The sequence below is a fragment of the Arthrobacter sp. D3-16 genome, from assembly GCF_054408515.1.
Genome location: NZ_CP096437.1, coordinates 3,206,313 through 3,230,690, shown reverse-complemented (window position 1 = coordinate 3,230,690; position 24,378 = coordinate 3,206,313). Strand labels below are relative to the sequence as shown.

Genomic DNA, 24,378 nt, shown 5'->3' with positions numbered 1-24,378 from the left:
CATGAGTTCAGCTCCGTCCACGGCCAAATCCCTGGCATTCATCCCGGACACCGCTTCCACCCGGCAGTACATCGGTGCCTGGTCCATACTCAGCGTGCTGCAGTATTTCGCCGCGGAGGCTGCCGTGATCGGCGCCTGGGCCGGTCCCCGGCCCTATGACCTGCGCACCGGCTATATCAGTGACCTTGGTGCCATCAACTGCGGGGTTTTCGACGGCCGGGAGGTGTGTTCCCCGCTGAACTGGCTGATGAACGCATCGTTCGTGGTCCAGGGGCTGGGGATGCTGCTGGGGGCGTTGCTCCTGAGCTCCGGTTTGCTGTGCGTGGCTGCCTTGGCCGGCGCGTGGGTCCAGCGGGGCCGGCGGACGCCTTGGCTGGCCGCCGTGACCGTGCGTGTGCTGACCGGAACAGCGGGAGCTGGAACGGTGATTGTGGGACTGGTCCCGGAGGATGTTGGCTCCGGCTGGCACTTTGCCGGCGCCGTCATGTACTTCCTTGCCGGGGCGGCCGCCCTGCTGGTCCTGGGGATCCTCTGGCTGCGGAAAACAGCGATGGCCTGGTTCATCCTGGCCTGCGGCGCCGTCTCCGCTGCTGCCCTGGCAACGGGCGGGCTGACCGGCATGGCCGTGCCCGAGCCCGGCGCCTTGGAGCGGCTCATGGGCTACCCGGTGACCGTGGGAATGGCCACGGCCGGCCTGGTCATTGCGCAGCGGGTGCATCGGCACCGGAAGCAGGTCCGCGCTGCCGCCGCAGTTGGCCGGCCGCTTTAGGCTTCCTGGTTTCCAGGCTTTCGCGACCGCAGAAAAACCGCCGCAGCCCCTGCCAGCAGGCTCAGGACCAGCAGGACCCAGCCGCCTACGGTCAGGCCTGACGCCAGGGCGACCTGGCCGGCGTCGGGCGTTTCCGCTGCCAGCATGCCGTCGATGGCCGCGTTGCCCCACAGCCTGACCACCACAAACAGCAGGGGAAGTGCCCACAGCACCCAGCGCAGCGCTTTCCTGGCGACGCTTGTTCCGATCAGCAGCAGCCAAGTGAACCCGAAGATCAGCGGGAACAGGGTGCCGGCCGTCTTATGGACGTAGTTGAGCTGGCCGCGCGCTTCCTCGTTCAGGGCCGGGTGCAGCTGGTTGATGTAGGCCGGGTCGAACCCGCCGATCAGCGAATCCGGCATGGGCAGGCCGCCGGAGAGCTGCCGCAGCTGGTCCAGCGTCAGCAGGTGGAGGTACCAGAACAGGAACAGGCTGGCCACCACGCCGGCGACCAGGATGAGGTTGCCGTTGTTTTCGGCTTTCTGCGGTGTGCGCGCGGTGGTGGGATTGACCACGGGCGGGAGGTGGTGCTGCGGTACAGCCGCCTTGGAGCCGTGCTTCTTGATCCGCTGGGCAGGGGTTTTGGCCATGGCACCATTATCCCGCCCCATAAACTGAAGCCATGACCATTGGCCGGCACAGTGCTGTTGAACTCGACCCTTCCTTGGACGACTACCAGCTGGCGGCAGCCCTGGTCCGCGAAGCCGGGCAGCTGGCGCTGCTCATGCGGATGGCAGGGCTGCAGTCGGAGCAAAAGACGTCCATCTCGGATGTGGTGACCGCCGCGGACCACGCGGCTGAGGCCTACGTGCTGGAACAGCTCCAGCGCTGCCGTCCCGAGGACGGCATCATGGGCGAAGAGGGCGCCTCGGTGCAGGGGACCAGCGGACGCACCTGGGTGGTTGATCCCGTGGACGGCACCTACAACTTCCTGCATGGATCCACCTACTGGTGCTCGGCCATTGCGCTGAAGGATTCCTCCGACGTGGTGCTTGGTGCCATTTTCCAGCCGGAGGAGGACAAGCTCTGGCTTGGTGGCAGGGCGCATCCTGCCACCCTTAACGGCGAACGCCTGACGGTGTTCCACGAGGACAGGGGAGCGCGCAACGGCACTGCCGTGGCAGAACTCGGCGCTGCCACGTATATCCACCCCAGTTGGCTCATGGACCCGCTCTGCGCGATGCCCTGGCATGCGGCAGCCACCTCTGCCGCCGCCTTGCGGATGCTCGGCTCGGGCTCCTGTGACCTCGGCCGGGTAGCTGACGGGCAGCTTGGATGCTGGTTCCAGCACAGCTGCCCCGAGTGGGACTGGCTGCCTGGAAAGGCGATCGTCCGTGCGGCCGGCGGCGCCGTGGACACTGTCCGGGTGAACGGTCTGGAATGGTTCATGGCAGGCGGCACGACGGCGGTGCGCGAGCTGCGCGCCGCGCTGGAGTCCGGCTCGGTGGCCTGAAACCCGGCGATAGCTTGAACACGTAATCCACAGGCTGGAAGTGGGTGTCGGTCCCACCGCCTAGACTTGTAGGCACCATGGATATGTTGTTTGACCCGTACTCTGACGGACCTTTCAAGGCCGCTCCCGCCGCCGCTGCCCGCACCAAGGCCCGCCCTGAAGGCGTCGTTACCTCGGCCGGTCCCGGCGGAGGCCTGCCCTGGGAGAGCCAGCCAGGCCCCGGTATGCCTGGCAGCCGGCAGGAGGAGGAGCAGCATGGCCAGGTTCGCCGCCACAGCAGCCACCGGCCCGATGCAGCACAGCTGCTGGAGGGTTTGAACCCGCAGCAGGAGGAGGCAGTCAAACACGCCGGATCCGCGCTGCTGATCGTGGCCGGTGCCGGGTCGGGCAAAACCCGGGTGCTCAGTAACCGGATCGCCTACCTGATCGCCACCGGCCGGGCCCATCACGGCGAAATCCTCGCCATCACCTTCACCAACAAGGCCGCGGCGGAAATGCGGGAACGCATTGAAGTGCTGGTGGGCGGCCGTGCCAAGATCATGTGGATCTCCACGTTCCACTCGTCGTGCGTGCGGATCCTGCGTCAGGAAGCTGCCAACGTCGGGCTGAAATCCAACTTCTCCATCTACGACTCCGCGGACTCGCTCCGGTTAATCACGCAGGTCTCCAAGGCGCTGGACGTGGATCCCAAGAAGTTTGCGCCCAAGGCCATCCAGCACAAGATTTCTGCATTGAAGAATGAACTCATCGATGCCGACTCGTACGCCTCCGCCGCGAACTACAACGATCCTTTCGAACAGGCCGTGGCCGAGGTCTTCAAGGGCTATACCCAGCGCCTGCGCCAGGCCAACGCGATGGACTTCGACGACCTCATCGCCGAGACCGTCTACATGTTCCGTGCCTTTCCCGCGCTCGCCGAGTCCTACCGCCGCCGGTTCCGGCATGTCCTTGTGGATGAATACCAGGACACCAACCACGCGCAGTACGCTCTGGTCCGCGAAATCGTGGGGGAAGGCCCGGGAGCGTCGGAGCTCACTGTCGTGGGCGATTCAGACCAGTCCATTTACGCGTTCCGCGGCGCCGATATCCGCAACATCGTGGAGTTTGAAAAGGACTACCCCGAGGCGCGGACCATCAAGCTGGAGCAGAACTACCGCTCCACGCAGAACATCCTCACTGCCGCCAACTCGGTGATTTCGCGCAACCCCAACCGTCCCGAGAAACGGCTGTGGACGGCCGAGGGCGACGGCCACAAGATCGTTGGCTATGTCGGCGAGAACGAGCATGACGAGGCCCAGTTCATCGCCAAGGAGATCGACCGGCTCCAGGATGAGGACAACCTCCGCCCGGGGGATGTCGCCATTTTCTACCGCACCAACGCGCAGTCCCGCTCCATTGAAGACGTTCTGGTCCGGGTAGGCCTGCCGTACAAGGTGGTGGGCGGCACGCGCTTCTACGAGCGCAAGGAGATCAAGGACGCCCTCGCTTACCTTCGCGTCCTGGTTAATCCGGACGACGACGTCAACCTCCGCCGCGTGCTCAACGAGCCAAAGCGCGGCATCGGCGACCGCGCCGAGGGAGCCGTTGCCGCCCTCGCCCAGCGTGAGCGCATTTCCTTTATGGCAGCCGCCCGCCGCGCGGAGCAGGCTCCTGCGATGGCTACCCGTTCCATCAACGCCGTCCTGGGCTTCGTGAAACTGCTCGATGACCTCGCCGAGGTCGCTGCAGGCTCCGGCGCCGCAGCTGCCCTTGAAGCGGTCCTGGAGCAGACCGGCTACCTTGCTGCGCTGCGCTCCAGCACAGATCCCCAGGACGAGTCCAGGGTGGAGAACCTGGCGGAACTCGTGGCTGTGGTGCGTGAGTACGAGCAGGAAAACCCTGAAGGGTCCCTGGCTGCCTTCCTGGAGCAGGTCTCGCTGGTGGCGGATGCCGACCAGATCCCCGATGCCCCGGGCGGTGATGCCGAAGACACCGCCGCCGCCGTTGCGGAGGCCAAACGGCTGGGCGTGGTCACGCTGATGACACTGCACACCGCCAAGGGGCTTGAATTCCCCGTGGTGTTCCTGACCGGTATGGAGCACGGGCTGTTTCCGCACCAGCGCTCCGCCACGGATCCGAAGGAACTGGCTGAAGAACGCCGGCTCGCCTATGTTGGCCTCACCAGGGCCCGCAAACGCCTTTATGTCACGCGTTCGGAAGTCCGGAGCATGTGGGGGCAGAGCCAGTACAACCCCGCCAGCCAATTCCTGGAGGAGATCCCCGCCGAACTCGTGGAATGGAAACGCGAAGGAACCAGCAGGCAGGCCGGCGGCTGGGGCGGCGGATCCATCGGATCAAACCGCTACAGCGGATCCTTCTGGGGCGCCGGAACAGCCCGTGGGGCAGCGGCTGATTCGTCGGCCGGTTTCAACGCAGATGTCCCGGCGGTCATTGCCCGGAACCGGGTGCAACCGCAGAAGGAGATCGTTGCGGTCAGCGTGGGGGACAAGGTCAACCACACGAGTTTCGGCAACGGAACCGTCCTTGCACTGGAAGGGGCAGGGGACAAAACGGTGGCGAAGGTGAAGTTTGACGTCGGCGAGAAGCGGCTGCTGCTGCGGTACGCGCCGCTCACCAAGCTCGACGCCTAGGAGTGGGGGGGGAGCCGGCAAGGTCCCGTCAGCGCCTGGTGACCAAGCGGCATAAAGCATAATGGGGCCATGCGACGGACTGTTCTGGGGATCTTCGCCGCCCTGATCCTGACGGTGGCCACGGCCTGCACCATCACCACCGAGGATCGCGGGTACGTTCCACCACCGCCGCTACCGCCGCTGGAACAGCTGGAACAGGCGGCACTGGCGAGCCCCGAAGGATTTTTCACCGGTGACGGGATCATCTCCTTCATCACGGAGGACCGTAGCGTTGCCTGTTCCCTCACGTCAGCCCGGGGGGAGCACGTCAACCTCCCCTACGAGTCCAACAACTTCAGCGATACCGCCAACAACAAGCTCGCAACAGTACCTGTGGCGCACTGCGAACTCGCCCGGTACCCCAAGCCGGAGCAGGTTGACGTCAAGGACGACTGTGCCGGAACCAACCTGGGCTACCTGGGCGGCGTCGCCTTGCTGGCCCCGGACAGCGCACGCTACGGAGAATGCCGTTCGGGCGTCACACAGATGGAAGCAGCATATGGGCCCAACGGCAGCAAGGCCGGTCCCCTGGCCCAGTTGCAGGTGCTGGGGGAGGGGCAGAACCTCGAAGGGAACGGGCTTCGCTGTTCGGCCTACAACGGTGGCGTGGCGTGCGGAAACGTGTCCGCCGGGGTCGGGTTCTTTGTTTCAGAGGACCGTTACGAGCTGATTTCCGGTCCCGCCGAAAGTGCCCCACCAGCACCGCCAGAGGCCTCAAAAACCCCGTAATGACGCGGTTTTTCTACGCTTCATAGAATAGTGTCCTTACTCACATAAGCGGTAGTCTTGGACGGGCCGGTCCCTCCAAAGGACTAGAGTTCCCAGTGGAGCATCACGCCGCGTGGCTCGTTTCCAACAGGCCGCCGGTGCGTGCAATTCCGCAGCCCGGTCATCGTCTTCGATGGTGTCCGACTGTACAGAAACTACTTCGACGTAGAAGGACACTAAACCGTGGACCTGTTTGAATACCAGGCGCGCGATATGTTCGAGGCGCACGGTGTACCCGTGCTTGCCGGCATCGTGGCGCACACCCCAGAAGAAGCAAAGGCAGCTGCCGAAAAGATTGGCGGCGTAACTGTCGTCAAGGCACAGGTCAAGGTTGGCGGCCGAGGCAAGGCCGGCGGCGTGAAGGTCGCAAAGTCCGCCGACGAGGCGCTTGAGCACTCCTCCAACATCCTGGGCATGGACATCAAGGGCCACACCGTCAACAAGGTGATGATCGCCCAGGGTGCCGACATTGCTGAGGAGTACTACTTCTCCGTCCTTCTGGACAGGGCCAACCGCAACTACCTGGCCATGTGCTCGGTTGAAGGCGGCATGGAAATCGAACAGCTCGCCGTCGAGCGCCCCGAGGCGCTCGCCAAGATCGCCATCGACCCCGCAGTGGGTATCGACCAGGCAAAGGCCGACGAAATCGTCGCAGCTGCAGGCTTCGCTGAGGAACTGCGCGGCAAGGTGGCCGCCGTGATCCTCAAGCTCTGGGACGTCTTCAAGAAGGAAGACGCCACCCTCGTTGAGGTCAACCCGCTCGTCAAGACCGGCGCCGGCGAGATCGTCGCACTGGACGGCAAGGTCACCCTCGACGAAAACGCCGAATTCCGCCACGCCAAGCACGCCCTCCTCGAGGACAAGGACGCCGCTGACCCCCTCGAGGCCAAGGCCAAGGCGCAGGACCTCAACTACGTCAAGCTGGACGGTGAAGTGGGCATCATCGGCAACGGTGCAGGCCTGGTCATGTCCACCCTGGACGTTGTTGCCTACGCAGGTGAAAACCACGGCAACGTCAAGCCCGCCAACTTCCTGGACATCGGCGGTGGAGCTTCCGCCGAGGTCATGGCTGCAGGCCTTGACGTCATCCTGGGCGACGAGCAGGTCAAGTCCGTGTTCGTGAACGTCTTCGGCGGCATCACCGCGTGTGACGCCGTCGCCAAGGGCATCGTAGGTGCGCTGGCCGAGCTGGGCCACAACGCCAACAAGCCGCTGGTAGTCCGCCTCGACGGCAACAACGTTGAGGAAGGCCGCCGCATCCTGGCCGAGGCGAACCACCCGCTGGTTACCCTGGCCGCAACCATGGACGAGGGCGCCGACAAGGCCGCCGAGCTCGCCAACGCAGCTAAGTAAAGGGACAGCCACATGTCTATCTATCTGAACAAAGACTCCAAGGTCATCGTCCAGGGCATCACCGGCGGCGAAGGCACCAAGCACACCGCCCTGATGCTGAAGGCCGGCACCAACATCGTCGGCGGCGTCAACGCCCGCAAAGCAGGCACCACCGTCCTGCATGGCGACAAAGAGATCACCGTCTTCGGCACCGTCAAGGAAGCCATGGCAGAAACCGGCGCCGACGTCTCCATCGTCTTCGTGCCGCCGGCATTCACGAAGAGCGCCGTTGTGGAAGCCATCGAGGCAGGCATCGGCCTGGTCGTCGTCATCACCGAAGGCGTCCCGGTCCAGGACTCCGCCGAATTCTGGGCACTCGCCCAGGCCACGGTGGACGCCGACGGCAACCAGGTAACCCGCATCATCGGCCCGAACTGCCCCGGCATCATCACCCCCGGCGAGGCACTCGTGGGAATCACCCCGGCAAACATCACGGGCAAGGGCCCCATCGGCCTGGTTTCGAAGTCCGGAACCCTGACCTACCAGATGATGTACGAGCTGCGCGACCTCGGCTTCTCCACCGCCATCGGCATCGGCGGTGACCCCATCATCGGCACCACCCACATCGACGCCCTGGCCGCGTTCGAGGCGGACCCCGAGACCAAGGCGATCGTGATGATCGGTGAAATCGGCGGCGACGCCGAAGAGCGCGCCGCCGACTTCATCAAGGCCAACGTCACCAAGCCCGTGGTTGGCTACGTTGCAGGTTTCACCGCTCCCGAGGGCAAGACCATGGGCCACGCCGGCGCCATCGTCTCCGGTTCCGCCGGAACCGCCCAGGCCAAGAAGGAAGCCCTTGAGGCTGCAGGCGTGAAGGTCGGTAAGACACCGTCCGAAACTGCCAAGCTGCTGCGCGAAGTCTACGCAACCCTCTAGGCCCAAGGCGCCACAGCGCCACAAAAAGCGGGGTCACCTGGCGTCCTTCCGGATGGCGGGTGGCTCCGCTTTTCATTCCTCACGTACGACGACGGACGGCACCTTCCCCTCGGGAGGTGCCGTCCGTCGTCGTACTCCTGGGTCCTAGACCTTGGCGCCGGTGAGCAGCTCATCCAGACGCTCGTAGCCTTCAGTCATGCCGCCTTCCATCCCGGACTGCGCCATTCCGTCGCGGGCCTCCTGGCTGGGGTAGACGGAGTGGCCCCGCAGGCGGCACCGGCCGTTCCCGAGGTCCTCAAACGTCATGAACTCCAGGCTGACGACGTCCGGGTACCCGCCGAACTCGAAGGTCTGGATGGCGAACTCGTTCTCGCGCACCGTGTGGAAGATGCCCTTGAATTCGTAGGCCACGCCGTCGCGCCCCGTATGCAGGTAGCTGTAGCTGCCGCCGGTACGGAAATCGTAGTGGTCCAGGTCCATCTTCATGCCACGAGGGCCCAGCCACTGGACGATCAGGTCCGGTTCCTTGTGGGCCCGGAAGACGTCCGCGACGGGGAAATCGAACTCGCGCTCGTAGTCGATGAAGGGAAGGCCTTCGGGAACGCTGAGTTTCAGGGGATTGCTCACGATAACTCCTTTGGAGGTGGGTCGCTGCCGGCGGCAGCGCGTGATCCAAGCACGGCATCCAGGCTGCGGAACTGCCCTTCGCGGACCAACCGGTACCGGTCAATCCATGCGGTGAGCGCCTCGAGCCGCGCGGGGTTCAGGTGTACGGGCCGGCGTTGTGCATCCCTGGTCCGGGTGACCAGTTCCGCCTGCTCAAGCACCTGGATATGTTTCGAGACCGCCTGCTTGGAGATCTCGAAAGGTTCCGCCAATTCATTCACGGTGGCCGGTCCCCGGCTGAGCCGGGCGATGATGCTCCGCCGAACGGGATCGGCCAGGGCCATAAAGGCCGAGTCCAGTTCCGTGCTTTCGGTGTCCATCGTGGCCTTCTTATTCAACGTATCGGTTTATCAACCTCTCGGTTGTTTAAGCGTACTTCTGCTGCGCATCAACTTCAAGGCCTTTGGCGCCCTGTTTCTGGACCGCGTCCGCACTCCGGGGCTCCGCGATACCGCCAGCCCGGCGGGAAGTCCCGTCCGCGTCCACCGGCACCTGCATACTGGCGATAGCGACGTAAACTGGGACGAGTTTTACGCAGCAGAACGTGCGGAAGGTCCGCCTATGAGTGTCCCTGTCCCTGCGGAAACCGGGACGAAGCCCCGCAACCACAAAAGGGCACTCCGTACCGTCACCCGCATTTCCACCTTCGGCGGCCTGCTCTTTGGCTACGACACAGGTGTGATCAACGGCGCCCTGCCGTATATGCAGGAGGACCTGGGGCTTACGCCGCTGACCGAGGGGCTGGTGACGTCTTCCCTGCTGTTCGGCGCAGCCTTCGGCGCCCTGTTCGGCGGGCAGCTGGCTGACCGTAATGGCCGGCGGAAGATGATCATGGTGCTTGCGGTCATCTTCCTTGTGGGCACGCTGGCCTGTACCTTCGCGCCGGGCACCGAGGTGATGATCGCCGCCAGGTTCGTGCTGGGCCTGGCCGTGGGGGGCGCCTCCGTCATCGTGCCCGTGTACCTGGCAGAGGTCTCGCCCAGCGCGCGCCGTGGGCGGATTGTCACCCAGAACGAACTGATGATCGTCACCGGGCAGCTGTTGGCCTTCATCTTCAACGCCTACTTGGGCAACACCTTCGGGGAAGCCGGTGGCATCTGGCGCTGGATGCTGGTTATCGCCACGCTTCCGGCCATTGCGCTCTGGATCGGTATGAACTTCATGCCGGAGAGCCCGCGCTGGCTGGCATCGACGGGCAGCTTCGGTGAGACGCTCGGTGTGCTGCACCGCCTACGGTCGCACGCAGAGGCGCGGACCGAGTTCGAAGAGGTCAAGGCCATGGCCGTGGAGGACTATAAGTCCAGGATGGGCTCGTGGAAGGACCTGAACATCCCCTGGCTCCGCCGGATCTTTACGGTGGGCCTCGGCCTGGCTGTCATCCAGCAGATCACCGGCGTGAACTCCATCATGTACTACGGCACGCAGATCCTGTCGCAGTCAGGTTTCGGCCGGGAAGCAGCGCTGACGGCCAACATCGCCAACGGCGTGATCTCAGTGCTCGCCACCTTCGTGGGCATCTGGCTGCTGGGCAGGGTGGGGCGCCGGCGGATGCTGATCACCGGGCAGGTGGGAACGACGTCGGCCCTGCTGCTGATCGGCCTGTTCTCGCTGGTGCTGCCTGAGGGCGCTGCCCGGGGCTTCGTCATTCTCTCGCTGACGGTCACCTTCCTGGCCTTCCAGCAGGGAGCCATCTCGCCTGTGACCTGGTTGATGCTCTCCGAGATCTTCCCGCTGAAGCTGCGCGGCCTGGGCATGGGAGCTTCCGCTTTCGTGCTGTGGATCGTGAACTTCCTGGTGGGCTTCGGCTTCCCGCAGCTCCTGGCCGCCATCGGGCTGCCCAGCACGTTCTTCGTGTTTGCCGTGCTGGGAGTTGGAGCTATTGCCTTCGCCGTGAAGTACGTTCCGGAAACCAAGGACAAGAGCCTTGAGGACCTGGAGCATTACTTCAAGAATGTGGCGGGAGCGAAGACTGACGGCGCCGCCGGCCCGGGCGTTTAGTCAGCCCTGCCCGCAGGACACCAGTGAATGATGCCCCTTAGACTGTCTCAAGGAGCAGCATGTTTGGCTTACGCCCGGGCGTGCAGCGTTGGCAGCGCGTCCACGAGTGCGGCCAGTTCGGGGATGCCCTGGGCCTCGTCCAGCGCGCGTTCCAGTGTGGCGTCATGAACCGGCCGCGCTTCCTCCAGGAGGTTGATCCCGCTGGACGTCAATTCGGTGTAGATGCCGCGCCGGTCGTCGTCGCAAAGAATGCGCGTCAGGAGTCCCCTGTCTTCCAGGCGGTTGACCAGCCGCGTGGTGGCGCTGGGGCTGAGGGCGCTGGCGCGGGCCAGCTGCTGCATCCGCATGTGCCAGCCGTCCTGCCGGCTGAGGGCGTCCAGAACTGTGTACTCCACCACTGACAGCTTCGACCCGGCCTGCAGGGCACGTTCCAGCTGGTTCTCGATCAGGCCGTGAAGGGCCGCCAAGGTCCGCCAGCCCTGCGCGCGGACCTCAACGGCGTCGTCCTTTATGCCCATGACATTGCTCCTCAGGAGGCGGCCCACCCGGCACACCTGTTGCTTCGAAAGATAGTTGCTTGCGCGGCATATTTGCATGTGCAACAATAAATACCGCGTCTGCAACTATTCTAGGCGCCTTTCCACACCGAGTACAGCTCAAAGGAGCACCCGCATGCCTATTGGCCTCATTGCCCTCGCCCTCGGCGGGTTTGGAATTGGATTGACGGAGTTCGTCATTATGGGGCTGCTCCCGGAAGTGGCAGCCGATTTCGGTGTCACTGAAGCGTCCGCAGGATGGCTCATTTCCGGCTATGCACTGGCTGTCGTGGTGGGAGCACTGGGTCTGACTGCAGCGGTGACGCGCCTTGACCGTAAACCGGTGCTTGCCGGCCTGCTGGTCCTCTTCATCGTCGGCAACCTGTTGTCCGCCACAGCTGCAGACTACTGGCCCATGATGCTGGGGCGGGTTATCGCTGCCCTCGCCCATGGGGCGTTCTTTGGCATCGGTGCCGTAGTGGCTGCGGACATGGTGGCCCCGACAAAGAAGGCGGGCGCCATTGCGCTGATGTTCACCGGGCTGACGGCGGCCAACGTCCTCGGTGTTCCGTTCGGGACCCTGCTGGGCCAGGCTGCGGGGTGGCGCGCCACTTTTTGGGCCATCACGGTCATCGGTGCAGTTGCTCTCGCAGGCATCCTGGCGCTCGTCCCCGGCACTGCCGGGACAAAGAGCGACGCCGGCGGGCTGCGCCGCGAGCTGCAGGCCTTCCGCTCGGGACAGGTATGGCTCTCCATCGTGGTGACCATCCTTGGGTTCGGCGGCATGTTCGGCGCCTTCACCTACATTGCCTACACCCTCACCGAAGTCACCGGTTTCGCGCCCACCACCGTTCCGTGGCTGCTGATCATCTTTGGTGTGGGCCTCTTCGCCGGCAACACCCTGGGCGGCAGGGCTGCTGACCGCAACGTGGACCGGACCCTGCTGGTGGTGCTGGCTGCACTCTCCGCCATCCTTGTGGTTTTCGCACTCACTGCCGCCAACCAGGCAGTGACCGTGGCATCCCTGGTCCTGATGGGCGGCTTTGGCTTTGCCACTGTTCCCGGCCTGCAGATGCGGGTGATGAAGTACGCCAGCAGCGCACCCACCCTGGCCTCCGGCGCCAACATCGGTGCGTTCAATGTCGGTAACGCCCTGGGCGCGTGGCTGGGCGGTGTCACCATCACGGCCGGGCTCGGCTACACCTCACCCATCTGGGCCGGCGCCGGCATGACGCTCCTGGGCTTGGCAGTCATGGGCTTTGCGGCAGCAGGCGCCAGCCGAAGTGCAGCACCTGCAGCACCGCTCCCGGGCGAAACGGCGGCAGCGCCGGAGGCTGAACTGGCAGCCCGCTAAGGAAGACCGCGCAGCCGGCTGAGCTGCTCAGGCGCCGAAAGGCAGCCAGGGTTGATGTCCTGGCCGTCCCACCTTCGGCACACCCGGCCAAGATGCGGGTCGTCAGTGATCAGCCAATCACGACGTTGCTTTGGGATGTTGCCCTACGCTGGGTGAATGAGCAGCGTGAGCGGAAGGTACGCGTGAATCTCTCCGGAAACCTCGGGCCCAGCCCCCACAGCCTCGACGTGGACGACCTCGCCACCTTCGACCGCCTGGTCAGTGAAGGCAGCGCGGACCTGCACGGCTGGCACGCGCAGTCGCTCGACCTCCGGGGGCGTGCCCCGGCCCTGGAGCGGGTAAATGTAGAAGGAGCCATCTTCCTTGGCTGCACCTTCGAGGAGGGGATGGAGGACAGCCTCCGGCGCCGCGGCGCCCTGATTTTTCCACGCTTGGAGGCAGTTCCCTTCAACCCATACCGGGGCAGTTTGTACTCGCCGGCAGAGCTATACGCCGGCCTCGCCGATGCCCCGTATGAGGAACTTCCGGACGCACGCATTTACCTGTGGAGCATTCAGCCGGGGCAACGGCACCGGCTGGACGCCACCCTCGCGTCGGCGCTGCACGACCACGCCATTGGCGAAGCGCTGGACGAGGCGCTGCACTCCGGGTCCTTCGCCGCCCGGTCCGTGGTGGGCGTGATGGGCGGGCATGCTGCCCAGCGGGGGAGCGCGGACTACGCCCAGGCCGCACAGCTGGGCCGGCTGCTGGCCCGGGAGGGCCATGTGGTAGCCACGGGCGGCGGACCCGGAGCCATGGAGGCAGCCAACCTGGGCGCTTACCTCAGCAGCGCGAACGACGGCGATCTGCAGGCTGCACTGGCGGGCCTCGCCTCCGTCCCGGGCTTCCGCCCCTCGGTGTCAGCGTGGGCGCGGGCGGCCGCTGCCGTCGTCGAAAGTTTTCCGGGCGGAACGCCGTCGCTTGGCATCCCCACCTGGTTCTACGGCCATGAGCCGCCCAACTACTTCGCCACCCACATCGCCAAATACTTCGCCAACGCCGTCCGCGAAGCCATCCTGCTCGAGCTCTGCCAAGGGGGCATCATCTTCCTGCCCGGAGCCGCAGGCACGGTGCAGGAGATTTTCCAGGACGCCTGCGAGAACTATTACGGCGCCCGCGAGAGAATTACGCCCATGGTGCTGGTAGGCAGGCACCATTGGGAACACCAGTATCCGGCGTGGCCCATGCTCCGCAGCCTCGCTAACGGCCGGCCCATGGAAGAACGGATTTTCCTCGTGGACACGGTGGACGAGGCAGTGGCCGTCCTTCGCGGCCAGCCGGCGAGCCGGCACGGATAAGGCTGCTTAGAGGTCCTTTCGGCACTGGGCCTTGCTGAGTTCGAACAGGCCGTTGAGGTCCCCTGCGGACAGCCCCTCAGGAGTGCCGATCTCCGGGTACATCAGCTGGGTCGGGTCCGTCACGTGGTCAAGGCCCATCACGTGGCTGAGTTCGTGCAGGATCACTGCCGTGGCATAGAGGTGGCCATCGGGATTCAGCAGTTCGTCCGCGATCTGCGGTGCGTCCAGGTCCAGGCCGCCGGTGACAAAGGTCTTGGGGCCGTCGTCGTAGCTGTAGTGGGTGCTGCCGCCGGTGCCAATCACTTTCCCCTTCAGCTGCGGGGCCACTTCCGGCGTGGTCCACGCGATGAGCAGCGGTGCCCAGCGCTCGCCGTAGGCATCAGGCTGGTACGGGGGCCTCTGGGGCGACGGCTGTTCGGTGGCGGTGCCGTCATAGACAAAAGTGATGCCCGTGGCGGCGGAAACAGTAGTAATGGCTTCTGCGACCAGTTGTTGCGCCCCCGCCGGCGCCAAAGCGTCGTTAACGACATAGTGCAACGGCCGGCACGGCGAGTAACCCACTGGGCTGCCGTCGCCGTTGACTGCCAGGAACCGGTACGCGTCACTGCCCACCCTTGGAGGCATGGGCTGGCCCAGGGGAGCATCCTCTTCCTCTACCCCAGCCGGCGGCGCTCCCGTCCGTGCCTCGGCAGGGGGTTGTGCTCCGGCAGCCCCCGCTTGCGGCCCGCCGGCTTCCCGCCCGCCAGGACCCTGTCCGCCGGGACCCGGACCAAGGCGGACATCGAGGAGCTCCTTGAACCGCGGATCGTCCAGCACCAGCGCAGCCCCCACCAACGCTGCGGAGAACAGGGCGCCTGTGAGCACGAACCGAAGGGCCTTGCCGGTGCTTCCAGTGCGTGCCCGCCTTCCGGCGCGTGGCGGCTGCCCCTCCACTACTGCATCCCCATTATGTGTCCCCGCTAATTCACTATTGTCAGTGAAACCCTACTGCTAGTGGACGACAGTGCCGAAGACCAGCCCCAACAGGTACGTGACCGCGGCGGCTCCCAGGCCAATGGCAAGTTGCCGCAGGCCGCGGGTCAGCGGCGAAGTGCCGGAGAGCAGACCCACGATGCCTCCGGTCACCAGCAGGGCGAGGCCCACGAGTACGCCCGCCACCACCAGGGCAGCCACTCCGGTCAGTCCGAACAGGAACGGGAGGATGGGGACGATGGCGCCTGAAGCAAAGAAGCAGAAGCTGGACAGCGCTGCGCCCCACGCGGTGCCCACGGCCTCGTGCTGGTCCTCGGCCTCGGGAAGCTCCGGCTGCAGGGACAGGCTGGGGTCGCAGTCACAGGACAGGAGGCCCATGCGTTCGGCCACCCTGTGCTGCGCCGCTTCCTGGGACATTCCCCTGGCCAGATAGACGAGCAGCAGTTCGTTGTGCTCGATGTCCAGCTTCGGGGCGGCTGCCAGGGTGACCTGGGTGGGACGGGTGGCTGCCAGGAGCTCACGCTGGGAGCGCACCGAGATAAATTCGCCAGCTCCCATGGACATTGCACCCGCCAGCAGCCCGGCAATGCCGCTGAGCAGCACCACGCTGCTGGCCACGCCCGACGCTGCCATGCCCATCACGAGGGAAAGGTTGCTGACCAGGCCGTCGTTTGCACCAAAGACGGCGGCACGGAACGTGCCCGCCAGCCGGTTGCGGCCGCGGGTGGCCAGCCCCCGCACCACTTCCTCGTGGATCTGCTCGTCGGCAGCCATAGCGTCAGTGGCGTTGGGGTCCTTGGCGTAAGGGGAGCGGCCTTCTGCCCGCTGCGCCAGGGCCAGCACAAAAACGGAACCGAAGTGGCGCGCCAGGAAACCGAGCAGCTGGCTCCGGATTGAGGCCGGGCGTGCCTTGCCTGCGTGTTCGCCGAGGAGGCCCAGCCAGTGGGCCTCGTGGCGTCCCTCCGCTTCGGCCAGGGCCAGCAGGATGTCGCGTTCTTCGCCCTGCCGGTTCTGCGCCAGGTCCCGGTAGACAGCGGCCTCGGCACGCTCGTCCGCCAAGTACTGGCGCCAGCGCCGGATGTCCGCGGACGTGGGCCGGGCTACGGGCCGGGCTGCCGCGGCAGGCAGTGACGGAGCGGGAACCGAGGGGACAGAATCCGAGGGAAGGGACCCTGCAGGGGAGTCGCGGTGGTGGTCTGGATTGGCGTGCTGGGACACGGAAACTCCTGGGGTGGATGGGGCATGGTTCGGCCCCATTGCACGGCCAGCTTACCGCGCAAATCCGCGGTTTTTCGGCTGGCTCCCCTCACTCCGGGGTTTCGGTGGGCCTCAAAATAAGCGGACTTTCGGTGGTACTTGGTGCAAGCCAGCGCACCCTTGACCACGGCTCCCGGCGGTGCTGTGATGAAACTGTGGCGCACGCCAGCGCCCTGTAAGAGCACGTCAGGCGAACAAACGGAGGTTGGATCATGGGCACCACCGGACCGCACGCGGACATGCCGCACCTGGAAGCCGTCGAAGCGGACCCCGCTTACGACTACGCAGAGGATGCACCCGTCAATGAGGACGACTGGGACACCGAGGATGACCTCCTGGACGAAGAGGAACCGGTGGTACAGCCGGCCCCGATAGTCATCGACGCCGAAGACCGCCCGGTCCCGCTGGACCCGGACGAGGTCCGCGATACGGAATAGGACAGACGACGGCGGCACCTCCCCTTCCATGGAATGCGAAGGGGAGGTGCCGCCGTCGTACGCGACGCAGTAGCTGCTGCTACGGGGCCGAAACCGGTTCCGCCGGAGCCTCCGGGGCTTCCTGCCCGGCGACCCGGCGCTGCCAGTTGCGCATCACCTGGGGGTCGGTGGGCTTGGTCAGCAGGGAGACCGCGACGTACACCACGGCGGAGGCGAGCAGGCCGTAGTAGATCGGCTCATTCGCGTAAATCCCGTCCAGCGGCGCTTTGGCGTTGATTTCCAGGATGATCATGGTGCCCAGCGTGACTACTGAGCCCACGGCCATGGAGGTGGCTGCGGCCACACCGGTACCGCGCTTCCAGACCAGGCCGCCGAGGATGGCCACGAGCAGGCCGCCCACCAGGATGTCGTACGCGATGGTCAGGGCCGCGACCACGTCCTTGGTGATGATCGCGATGATGATGGCGATGATGCCCAGGGACAGGACCCAGATGCGGTTGGCCTTGACGTCGTGCTCGGGGTTGTCCGTGTCCTCCGTGTTGATGGTCTTGCCGAACCAGCTGGCCACGAACGGCAGGACATCGGCGCGGGCAACGGTGGCAGCGGCGATGAGGGCGCCTGAAGCTGTGGACATCATGGCAGCTACAGCGGCTGCCAGGACCAGTCCGCCGATGCCGACGGGCAGCAGGGTCTGGGCCACTTCGGCGTAGACGTCGTCCTTGGCGGCAATCTCCATGTTCGACAGCGCGACGCTGGCACCCATGCCGATCAGCGCGCCGGCAACACCGTACAGGATGCAGTAAATGCCGGCCGTGGCGCCGCCCCACCGGGCCACTTTGGCTGTCTTAGCCGTGAAGACGCGCTGCCAGATGTCCTGGCCGATCAGCAGGCCGAGGGTGTACACCACGAAGTAGGTAATGATGGTCTGCAGGCCGATGCCGTCGATCTGGAAGAAGCTCTCGTCAACCCGGCTGCGGATGCCGTCGATGCCGCCCGCGGCGTTGAGGGTGAAGGGGAGCATCAGGAAGAAGATGCCAACAGTCTTGATGATGAACTGCACCTGGTCTGCCAGCGTGATGGACCACATGCCGCCCACCGTGGAGTAGACCAGCACAATGGCGCCGCCGACGGCGATGGCCAGTGCGCGGTCCCAGTCGAAGAGCACCACGAAGATGGTGGCGTAGGCTCCGGTGGACGTGGCGCAGAGCATCAGCGTGTAGGCGAGCATCACGATGCCCGATGCCTCGGTGGCCCTGCTGCCGTAGCGCAGGGTAAGCATCTGCGAGACGGTGTAGATCTTCAGCTTCTGGATGGTCCCGGCGAACAGCAGGCTGAGGAGCAGGACGCCGGCGCCAATGGCAACGACCAGCCACATGCCTGAAATACCGAACTTGTAGCCGAGCCCTACGCCGCCGACAGTGGAGGCGCCGCCCAGGACGACGGCGGCCATGGTGCCGGTGTAAAGAAAGGGGCCAAGGCGACGGCCGGCGACAAGGAAGTCGCTGTTGTTCTTGGTGCGGGACTTGCCCCACCAGCCGAATGCCAGCATGGCGAGAAGGTACACCACCACGATGGCGATGTTAATGACATTTGCGTCCACGTTGGACTCCTTGAAGCTGTTTGGCAGCAGGGTGGTGGCGGGATTGAAGGGGAAGCCGGAAACCGCTGCACGAGGGGTTCGGGTGAGAGTAAGTTCTCAGATATTGCCTCATAGGCAACAAGTGTTTTCCAAAGAGTAGGCTGTGACCGTGGTAACAGTCAAGGGGACCGTGCCGCGTCAAGCCACGCAGGCCATGCAGGCGTCACAGAAGCGGCTGGCCATTAGTATTGCTCCAGAGTGGGGCCGGGCGGCCGGCCATGAAAGGTACGCAGATGAAGGCACTGCCAGTTGAGCCGAGTAACGTACCCGTTGCCATCGGTTCCAGGATCCGGGCCGCGAGGCAGGCCCAGCGGCTCACCATTGAGCAGGTAGCTGACGCCACCGGACTGACCAAAGGGTTCCTCAGCCGGGTGGAGCGCGACCTGACCTCACCCTCGGTGGCTTCCCTCGTGACCCTTTGCCAGGTCCTTTCCATCTCCATCGGGGAGCTCTTTGCGGCGCCGGAGACCCATCTGACCAAGCGCAATGACGGGCCGCGGATTTCGCTCGGCGGCCAGGGGATCGTGGAGCGCCTCCTTACGGCCCGCTCGGAACGGCGCATCCAGATCATCCAGGCCTGCATCGAGCCGCACGGCCGCGGCGAGACGGAGCTCTACGCGGTGGACTGCGACGTGGACGTCCTCCATGTCATTAAGGGCAGCATCAGGCTGATCCTCACCAACGAGGAATACGAGCTCAGTGCCGGGGATACCGTGACCTTCCCCGGCCGGGAGCCGCACACGTGGATCAACCCCACGGACAAGCCAGTAGAAGTCCTCTGGGTGCTGGTCCCGGCTGCCAGCCGCTGACCCCAAGCCGCCTCCTGTCCCCATTTGTACCTGCCCGGATGAACTGCGCCCCCGAAAAGCTCAAAGTAAACAGCTGGTGCACATAGGGAAACAAGCTGTATGATGGCAGTCACATCAACCCCTCAACTCCTCGAAGGAGAGGCCTCCATTGGAAGAGCTGCGCATCGAAGCCAACGGCAACCTTGGCCCCATCGATTCATCCCGTATTCCCCGTTACGCCGGAGCTGCCACCTATGCCCGCCTTCCGCGCCTGGACCAGGTGGAAAAGGCGGATGTCACTGTAGTGGGCGTTCCCTTCGACTCCGGCGTCTCCTACCGCCCCGGTGCCCGCTTTGGTGCCAACCACGTCCGGGAAGCCAGCCGGCTGCTGCGCCCCTATAACCCTGCCTGGGACGTGAGTCCCTTCGAAAACATCCAGGTGGCCGACGCCGGTGACATGGCGGTCAACCCCTTCAACATCAACGAGGCCATCGAGACCGTTCAGCAGAACGCCCTCGACCTCACCGCCGGCGGCAGCAAGCTGGTGACCCTGGGCGGTGACCACACCATCGCGCTGCCCCTGCTCCGCGCCGCCGCCGAGCGTGCCGGCGAACCCATCGCCATGCTGCACTTCGACGCGCACCTGGACACGTGGGACACCTACTTCGGCGCCGAATACACGCATGGCACGCCGTTCCGCCGGGCCGTGGAGGAGGGCATCCTGGACACGGAAGCCATCAGCCACATCGGTACCCGCGGGCCCCTTTACGGCAAAAAGGATCTCGACGACGACCATCGCTTTGGCTTTGGAATCGTCACCTCCGCTGACGTCTACTACCAGGGCGTCCTGGAAACGGTGGCCAAGGTCAGGGACCGGATCGGAAACCGCCCCCTGTATATCTCGGTGGACATCGACGTCCTGGATCCGGCCCACGCCCCGGGCACCGGCACCCCCGAAGCAGGCGGCATCACCAGCCGCGAACTGCTGGAAATCATCCGCGGCTTCCGTGGAATGAACCTGGTGGGCGCCGACGTCGTGGAGGTTGCTCCCGCCTACGACCACGCCGAAATCACGGGCGTGGCGGCAAGCCACGTCGCCTTCGAACTCGTCACCCTGATGGCCGACAATGCCGTGGCCGGGGACCGCTTCGGAGCGGCCACAGGCTACGCAGCCCAGGCCCTCGGCCAGGAAGTCCGCCGCCCGGTGGGCTTCGCCGCAGCCGGCAAGGAGTAGCAGGCATGATCGAACTCGATCCGCGAACGTCCGCTGCCTCCGCAGGTGACAGTGCAGGAACGGGTGCCCGCAATGGCGGGGACCTCGTTGTCGAAACGCTGGAAGCCCTGGGCGCGAAAACCGTCTTTGGCATCCCGGGCCAGCACGCGCTGGGGCTCTTTGACGCGATGGGGCGCGGCAACCTCCAGTTCGTCTCGTCGCGCGTGGAGAACAACTCCGCGTTCGCTGCTGACGGATATTCACGGGCAACCGGTGAGGTGGGGGTCCTGTTCCTCTCCACTGGCCCCGGCGCCCTGACGTCCCTGGCCGGGCTGCAGGAAGCCTATGCCACCGGCGTTCCCATGGTGGTGGTCGCGAGCCAGATCCCGCTCGAGGGGCTGGGCGCCCGGCGCAAGGGCATGCTGCACCAGCTTGATGACCAGAAGGCGTCGGCCGCCAACGTCACCAAGAGCCAGCGGCTGATCCAGCACGCATCAGGCATCCCGTCAGCCATCCAGGATGCCTGGACCGAAGCCATCTCCTCGCCGCAGGGGCCGGTGTGGATCGAAATCCCGCAGAACGTCCTGCTTGATCCGATCATGGTGCCTCCCGTTGAGGACGCGCTGGCCGAAGCGGCGGACAATCCGCCGCGGGTGGAGCTGGTCCGCGAAGCGGTGAAATGGCTGCGGGCCGCGGAACGTCCCGCTATTATTGCCGGCGGCGGCACCCGGCGGGGGCGGGCAGAGAAGTCCCTGCTCTCCATTGCAGAAAAGCTTCGCGCCCCCGTGATCTGCACGCCGGGCGGCAACGGCGCGTTCCCCTGGAAGCATGAGCTGTCGCTGCAGTCCTGGATTGAGGACCGCCACATGACTGATGTGCTGGAGGACGCGGACGTCCTGGTGGTGATCGGTTCGTCTTTGGGTGAGGTCACCTCCAACTACTTCACCTTTGAGCCGCGCGGCAGGATTATCCAGATCGACGCCGAACCCCGGGTCCTGGAGTCCAACCGGCCCGGGCTGGGCATCCGCGCTGATGCCGGGCAGGCACTGGCCGCCCTGGACGAAGCACTTGAGGCCGGCCCTATCCGGCCAAACTGGCACGGGACATCCCCCGAGGACCTGGTGCAGGAATCACTGGCCAACGTCCGGGCCCGCCTGGAGTCCCAGGACCTGGGCAAGGAACTGAAGTTCATGGCCGACATCCGCGACGCCGTCCCCGCGGACATGCAGACCTTCTGGGACATGACCATCGCCGCGTACTGGGGCTGGTCCTGCTGGGATGCCCGGGAGGGCCAGTTCCACTCCGCACAGGGTGCCGGCGGGCTGGGCTACGGCTTCCCGGCAGCCATCGGCGCGGCAGTGGGACTGGAAACGGCGGGCAGCCCCGGCCGGGTACTTGCGGTATCCGGCGATGGCTCCTCGATGTACTCCATCTCTGAACTGGCCACCGCCAAACAGCACAACGTGCCTGTCACCTGGCTGATTGTGGACGACGGCGGCTACGGCATTCTCCGCGAATACATGGTGGGTGCGTTCGGAAAGGCCACCGCCACCGAACTCGCGCGGCCGAATTTCGTCAAGCTCGCGGAAGCGTTCGGTGTTCCTGCCACAAAGGTTGCCCCTGAAGATGTGGGGGAGGCGCTCAAGGCGGGCTTCGCAGCCGACGGGCCCAACGTCGTCGTGGTGGAAACGCTCCTGAAGATGTTCGCGCCCACCCACCTGCCTGCATAACTGCTCCGGTCAGAAACCGGAAACCAAAATCAAAGGCCCCGCAGCACGAGTCAGTGTTGCGGGGCCTTTTGGCAACCACTCCGCCTGATGGGGGACAAGCGGAGAAGCTGAAACAAGAGTAATAGAAAGCTTGCTTATGTTTCAAGCTGCGGTGCCGGTTCACGTTGGCCATACCCATCCTGCACTTAGTTTCCCAAAGCAACCAACTTCCTATATAGTTGCTTCAGGCAAACAAGTAAGGAGTGCTGAAGCCATGGCAGTAGCACCGGATACGGCAGCAGACCTCGTGTACCAGATCTTCGACCTGCAGCGCGCTGTGCGGTGCATCGCCACAGCCAGCGTGCGGGGGCAGGACACCGGAGTAGCGCTCCAGGGTGTCCTGCGGTTCGTGGGGGAGGGGGAGTCACGGGCCACGCGGCTCGCCGAACGGCTTGGCGTCAGCCCGCCGGTCCTCAGCCGCCATATCGCGGACCTTGAGGAGCATGGCCTGGTGGTCCGCAGGCAGGATCCCGACGACGGCCGGGCCCAGCTGGTGGCCCTCACCCCGTTGGGAGCCGACAAGCTCCGGCACATCGAGGAGCAGCGGACGGTGGTCCTTCAGGACTACCTGCGCGACTGGAGCGAGGAAGACGCCGGCAATACGGCGAAAATCCTGCACAAGCTCACCGCATCACTTAAGACATCAGCCCGGGCAACGGCGGCCGGCACAACACCAACCACCGTTTAGGAGCATCACTATGGCAAGCCAAACCGCCGCGCCGCCCATATCAGCCCACCCTTCAGGAAGGCAGCCGGCAGCTGCCCCGGAGATGTCACACCGCCAGATCATGGAGGCCCTCACCGGGCTCCTGGCGGCCTTTTTCACCGCCATCCTCAGCAGCACCATTGTGGCCAACGCGCTGCCCACCATCATGTCGGACCTCCACGGGACCCAGACGGACTTTGCGTGGGTCATCACCGCCGCGCTGCTGGCCAACGCCGCCACTACACCCATCTGGGGCAAGCTTGCCGACCTTTTCAACAAAAAGGTCCTGGTCCAGCTCAGCATCGTTATCTTCGTCGCCGGTTCGGTGATGGCCGGCCTGTCCGAAACCATTCCGCTGCTGCTGGGTGCCCGGGTTATCCAAGGCATAGCCATGGGCGGCCTCACTGCCTTGGCCCAGGCCATTATCGGGACCATGATCCCGCCGCGTGACCGCGGAAAGTACTCCGGCTACATGGGCGCAGTGATGGCAGTCGGCACCGCCGGCGGCCCCCTGCTGGGCGGCTTCATCGTCGACAGCCCGCTGGGATGGCGCTGGACCTTTTTTGTCTGCGTGCCGCTTGCCGTCGTCGCACTGATCCTGCTGCAGGTCACCCTGAAAATCAGCCACGTCCGCCGGCCAGCCAAGATCGACTGGCTCGGTTCCATCCTGCTCACGTCCGGCGTGAGCCTGCTCCTGATCTGGGTCTCGTTCGCCGGCAACCCCGCCTACTACGACTGGGTCTCCTGGCAGTCCGCCCTGATGGTGGGCGGCGGAATCGTCCTGCTGGCGCTGCTGGTCCTGGTGGAATCCAAGGTTGAGCAGCCCATCATCCCGCTGAAGATCATCTCTGAGCGCACTACGGCTCTGGCCATCATTGCTTCGGTGGCGGTGGGCATCGCGATGTTCGGCTCATCTACGTTCCTGGGCCAATACTTCCAAGTAGCCCGCGGCGCGACTCCGACGGAGGCAGGCCTCCTCACGCTGCCCATGATTGCCGGAAACCTGACTGGATCGGTGGCATCCGGCCTGCTGATCAGCCGCACCGGCCGATGGAAGGGCTACCTGATCGCAGGTTCCATCCTGCTGATCGGCGGACTGGGACTGGCCGGAACCATGGACCACACCACGGAACTGTGGCACGCCGGCGTGTTCACCGCGGTGCTCGGCCTGGGACTGGGCATGCTGATGCAGAACCTGGTCCTGGCCGTGCAGAACACGGTCCGCGCCGCGGACATTGGAACGGCCAGCGCCTCGGTGGCCTTCTTCCGGTCCGTGGGCGGCGCCATCGGCGTCTCGGTGCTGGGTGCGATCCTGGCCAACAGGGTCAGCGAGCTTGCCACCAAGGGTCTGACAGCGGCCGGCATCCCCGTCCAGGGCGGCGCAGCCGGCTCCAGCATGGACCTGGCACACATGCCGGAACCGGTGCGGGAGATCATGCGGGCCGCCTATGGAGATGCCACCGCGGAAGTCTTCCTGATCTCCGCGGCGGTGACCGTCGTAGCCCTGGTATCGGTGCTGTTCATCAAGGAAAAGCCGTTGCGCCGCACGGTTGACATCCAGCCTGCGCAGGAGCCCGCCCGGCAGGAGGAAAGCACGACGGCGGAGCCCGCCTCCGCTGCCCGGTAAGCCATTTGCACTACTCCTCCCGGATGATCTTTCCCCGGGCTGTTTCACCCCCGGAAGGAGTTTCGTAGAGTGGGAAGGCTAAGGATGTCAGCCCCGGCTGGTACTACTTAACC

At 65.1% G+C, this 24,378-nt stretch carries 21 protein-coding genes and 1 pseudogene; 15 read left to right on the top strand and 7 right to left on the bottom strand.

Going from position 1 to position 24,378, the window contains the following annotated elements; translation table 11 throughout:
• Position 1 precedes the first annotated feature (1 nt).
• Positions 2-769: a DUF998 domain-containing protein gene (locus tag M1D32_RS15095; RefSeq protein WP_458779448.1), complete on the top strand. Its 768-nt coding sequence runs from the start codon at positions 2-4 to the stop codon at positions 767-769.
• Here the strand turns inward: M1D32_RS15095 and M1D32_RS15090 are convergent.
• On the bottom strand, positions 766-1,398 hold the full coding sequence (locus M1D32_RS15090) for a hypothetical protein (protein ID WP_458779447.1): 633 nt from the start codon (positions 1,396-1,398) through the stop codon (positions 766-768). The genes M1D32_RS15095 and M1D32_RS15090 overlap by 4 nt on opposite strands.
• A 32-nt stretch (positions 1,399-1,430) precedes the next feature.
• Here M1D32_RS15090 and M1D32_RS15085 point away from each other — a divergent pair, with 32 nt between their 5' ends.
• From M1D32_RS15085 to sucD, 5 genes are all read left to right on the top strand, one after another.
• Positions 1,431-2,261, top strand: a complete 831-nt coding sequence (locus M1D32_RS15085; protein ID WP_458779446.1) for an inositol monophosphatase family protein — start codon at positions 1,431-1,433, stop codon at positions 2,259-2,261.
• A 77-nt stretch (positions 2,262-2,338) separates the two neighbouring features.
• Positions 2,339-4,891 carry a DNA helicase PcrA gene (gene pcrA, locus M1D32_RS15080; RefSeq protein WP_458779445.1) on the top strand — a complete coding sequence of 851 codons (2,553 nt, stop codon included), beginning with the start codon at positions 2,339-2,341 and terminating at the stop codon, positions 4,889-4,891.
• A 69-nt stretch (positions 4,892-4,960) separates the two neighbouring features.
• Positions 4,961-5,659: a hypothetical protein gene (locus M1D32_RS15075; RefSeq protein ID WP_458779444.1), complete on the top strand. Its 699-nt coding sequence runs from the start codon at positions 4,961-4,963 to the stop codon at positions 5,657-5,659.
• Positions 5,660-5,881: 222 nt separating this feature from the next.
• The gene (sucC, locus tag M1D32_RS15070) at positions 5,882-7,051 is read left to right on the top strand and encodes an ADP-forming succinate--CoA ligase subunit beta (RefSeq protein WP_458779443.1); all 1,170 of its coding nucleotides are present in this window, start codon (positions 5,882-5,884) and stop codon (positions 7,049-7,051) included.
• 12 nt (positions 7,052-7,063) lie between these two features.
• Positions 7,064-7,966, top strand: coding sequence for a succinate--CoA ligase subunit alpha (gene sucD, locus M1D32_RS15065; RefSeq protein WP_458779442.1), 903 nt, complete (start codon positions 7,064-7,066; stop codon positions 7,964-7,966).
• A gap of 144 nt (positions 7,967-8,110) precedes the next feature.
• Here the strand turns inward: sucD and M1D32_RS15060 are convergent, their stop codons facing one another.
• Positions 8,111-8,593, bottom strand: a complete 483-nt coding sequence (locus M1D32_RS15060) for an SRPBCC family protein (RefSeq protein WP_458779441.1) — start codon at positions 8,591-8,593, stop codon at positions 8,111-8,113.
• Positions 8,590-8,952, bottom strand: coding sequence for an ArsR/SmtB family transcription factor (locus tag M1D32_RS15055; RefSeq protein ID WP_458779440.1), 363 nt, complete (start codon positions 8,950-8,952; stop codon positions 8,590-8,592). The genes M1D32_RS15060 and M1D32_RS15055 overlap by 4 nt, the downstream gene beginning before the upstream one ends.
• 241 nt (positions 8,953-9,193) lie before the next feature.
• On the opposite strand from M1D32_RS15055, the gene M1D32_RS15050 reads away from it, so the two are divergent.
• On the top strand, positions 9,194-10,630 hold the full coding sequence (locus M1D32_RS15050) for a sugar porter family MFS transporter (RefSeq protein WP_458779439.1): 1,437 nt from the start codon (positions 9,194-9,196) through the stop codon (positions 10,628-10,630).
• Between the two features lie 68 nt (positions 10,631-10,698).
• On the opposite strand, the gene M1D32_RS15045 is transcribed toward M1D32_RS15050, so the two are convergent.
• Positions 10,699-11,148 (bottom strand): MarR family winged helix-turn-helix transcriptional regulator, encoded by a 450-nt coding sequence (locus M1D32_RS15045; RefSeq protein ID WP_458779438.1) that lies wholly within the window; start codon positions 11,146-11,148, stop codon positions 10,699-10,701.
• Positions 11,149-11,302: 154 nt separating this feature from the next.
• On the opposite strand from M1D32_RS15045, the gene M1D32_RS15040 reads away from it, so the two are divergent.
• On the top strand, positions 11,303-12,520 hold the full coding sequence (locus M1D32_RS15040; RefSeq protein WP_458779437.1) for an MFS transporter: 1,218 nt from the start codon (positions 11,303-11,305) through the stop codon (positions 12,518-12,520).
• 182 nt (positions 12,521-12,702) lie between these two features.
• Complete coding sequence (locus M1D32_RS15035; RefSeq protein ID WP_458779436.1) at positions 12,703-13,857, top strand: LOG family protein; 1,155 nt, start codon at positions 12,703-12,705, stop codon at positions 13,855-13,857.
• Positions 13,858-13,863: 6 nt separating this feature from the next.
• Here the strand turns inward: M1D32_RS15035 and M1D32_RS15030 are convergent, their stop codons facing one another.
• Positions 13,864-14,790, bottom strand: coding sequence for a matrixin family metalloprotease (locus M1D32_RS15030; protein ID WP_458779435.1), 927 nt, complete (start codon positions 14,788-14,790; stop codon positions 13,864-13,866).
• 57 nt (positions 14,791-14,847) lie between these two features.
• A complete protein-coding gene (locus M1D32_RS15025; protein WP_458779434.1) occupies positions 14,848-16,047 on the bottom strand; it encodes a VIT1/CCC1 transporter family protein in 1,200 nt (399 codons plus the stop codon).
• A gap of 251 nt (positions 16,048-16,298) precedes the next feature.
• On the opposite strand from M1D32_RS15025, the gene M1D32_RS15020 reads away from it, so the two are divergent.
• Positions 16,299-16,523, top strand: a complete 225-nt coding sequence (locus M1D32_RS15020; RefSeq protein ID WP_458779433.1) for a hypothetical protein — start codon at positions 16,299-16,301, stop codon at positions 16,521-16,523.
• Between the two features lie 79 nt (positions 16,524-16,602).
• On the opposite strand, the gene M1D32_RS15015 is transcribed toward M1D32_RS15020, so the two are convergent.
• Positions 16,603-18,123, bottom strand: a complete 1,521-nt coding sequence (locus tag M1D32_RS15015) for a sodium:solute symporter family protein (RefSeq protein ID WP_458779432.1) — start codon at positions 18,121-18,123, stop codon at positions 16,603-16,605.
• A gap of 272 nt (positions 18,124-18,395) precedes the next feature.
• On the opposite strand from M1D32_RS15015, the gene M1D32_RS15010 reads away from it, so the two are divergent.
• From M1D32_RS15010 to M1D32_RS14990, 5 genes and pseudogenes are all read left to right on the top strand, one after another.
• Positions 18,396-18,971 (top strand): cupin domain-containing protein, encoded by a 576-nt coding sequence (locus M1D32_RS15010; RefSeq protein WP_458779431.1) that lies wholly within the window; start codon positions 18,396-18,398, stop codon positions 18,969-18,971.
• A 148-nt stretch (positions 18,972-19,119) separates the two neighbouring features.
• Positions 19,120-20,184 (top strand): agmatinase, encoded by a 1,065-nt coding sequence (gene speB, locus M1D32_RS15005; protein ID WP_458779430.1) that lies wholly within the window; start codon positions 19,120-19,122, stop codon positions 20,182-20,184.
• Positions 20,185-20,189: 5 nt separating this feature from the next.
• On the top strand, positions 20,190-21,893 hold the full coding sequence (locus M1D32_RS15000; RefSeq protein WP_458779429.1) for a thiamine pyrophosphate-binding protein: 1,704 nt from the start codon (positions 20,190-20,192) through the stop codon (positions 21,891-21,893).
• A 253-nt stretch (positions 21,894-22,146) separates the two neighbouring features.
• Positions 22,147-22,620: a MarR family winged helix-turn-helix transcriptional regulator gene (locus M1D32_RS14995; protein WP_458779428.1), complete on the top strand. Its 474-nt coding sequence runs from the start codon at positions 22,147-22,149 to the stop codon at positions 22,618-22,620.
• An 82-nt stretch (positions 22,621-22,702) separates the two neighbouring features.
• A pseudogene (locus M1D32_RS14990) lies at positions 22,703-24,211 on the top strand (MFS transporter); the annotation flags it as partial.
• Positions 24,212-24,378: the final 167 nt, after the last annotated feature.

Coding starts and splice junctions, on each gene's coding strand:
- M1D32_RS15000 (WP_458779429.1), top strand. CDS start 20,190: ATGATCGAACTCGATCCGCGAACGTCCGCTGCCTCCGCAGGTGACAGT.
- M1D32_RS15020 (WP_458779433.1), top strand. CDS start 16,299: ATGGGCACCACCGGACCGCACGCGGACATGCCGCACCTGGAAGCCGTC.
- M1D32_RS15075 (WP_458779444.1), top strand. CDS start 4,961: ATGCGACGGACTGTTCTGGGGATCTTCGCCGCCCTGATCCTGACGGTG.
- M1D32_RS15040 (WP_458779437.1), top strand. CDS start 11,303: ATGCCTATTGGCCTCATTGCCCTCGCCCTCGGCGGGTTTGGAATTGGA.
- M1D32_RS14995 (WP_458779428.1), top strand. CDS start 22,147: ATGGCAGTAGCACCGGATACGGCAGCAGACCTCGTGTACCAGATCTTC.
- sucD (WP_458779442.1), top strand. CDS start 7,064: ATGTCTATCTATCTGAACAAAGACTCCAAGGTCATCGTCCAGGGCATC.
- M1D32_RS15085 (WP_458779446.1), top strand. CDS start 1,431: ATGACCATTGGCCGGCACAGTGCTGTTGAACTCGACCCTTCCTTGGAC.
- pcrA (WP_458779445.1), top strand. CDS start 2,339: ATGGATATGTTGTTTGACCCGTACTCTGACGGACCTTTCAAGGCCGCT.
- M1D32_RS15055 (WP_458779440.1), bottom strand. CDS start 8,952: ATGGACACCGAAAGCACGGAACTGGACTCGGCCTTTATGGCCCTGGCC.
- M1D32_RS15090 (WP_458779447.1), bottom strand. CDS start 1,398: ATGGCCAAAACCCCTGCCCAGCGGATCAAGAAGCACGGCTCCAAGGCG.
- M1D32_RS15010 (WP_458779431.1), top strand. CDS start 18,396: ATGAAGGCACTGCCAGTTGAGCCGAGTAACGTACCCGTTGCCATCGGT.
- M1D32_RS15050 (WP_458779439.1), top strand. CDS start 9,194: ATGAGTGTCCCTGTCCCTGCGGAAACCGGGACGAAGCCCCGCAACCAC.
- M1D32_RS15045 (WP_458779438.1), bottom strand. CDS start 11,148: ATGGGCATAAAGGACGACGCCGTTGAGGTCCGCGCGCAGGGCTGGCGG.
- M1D32_RS15095 (WP_458779448.1), top strand. CDS start 2: ATGAGTTCAGCTCCGTCCACGGCCAAATCCCTGGCATTCATCCCGGAC.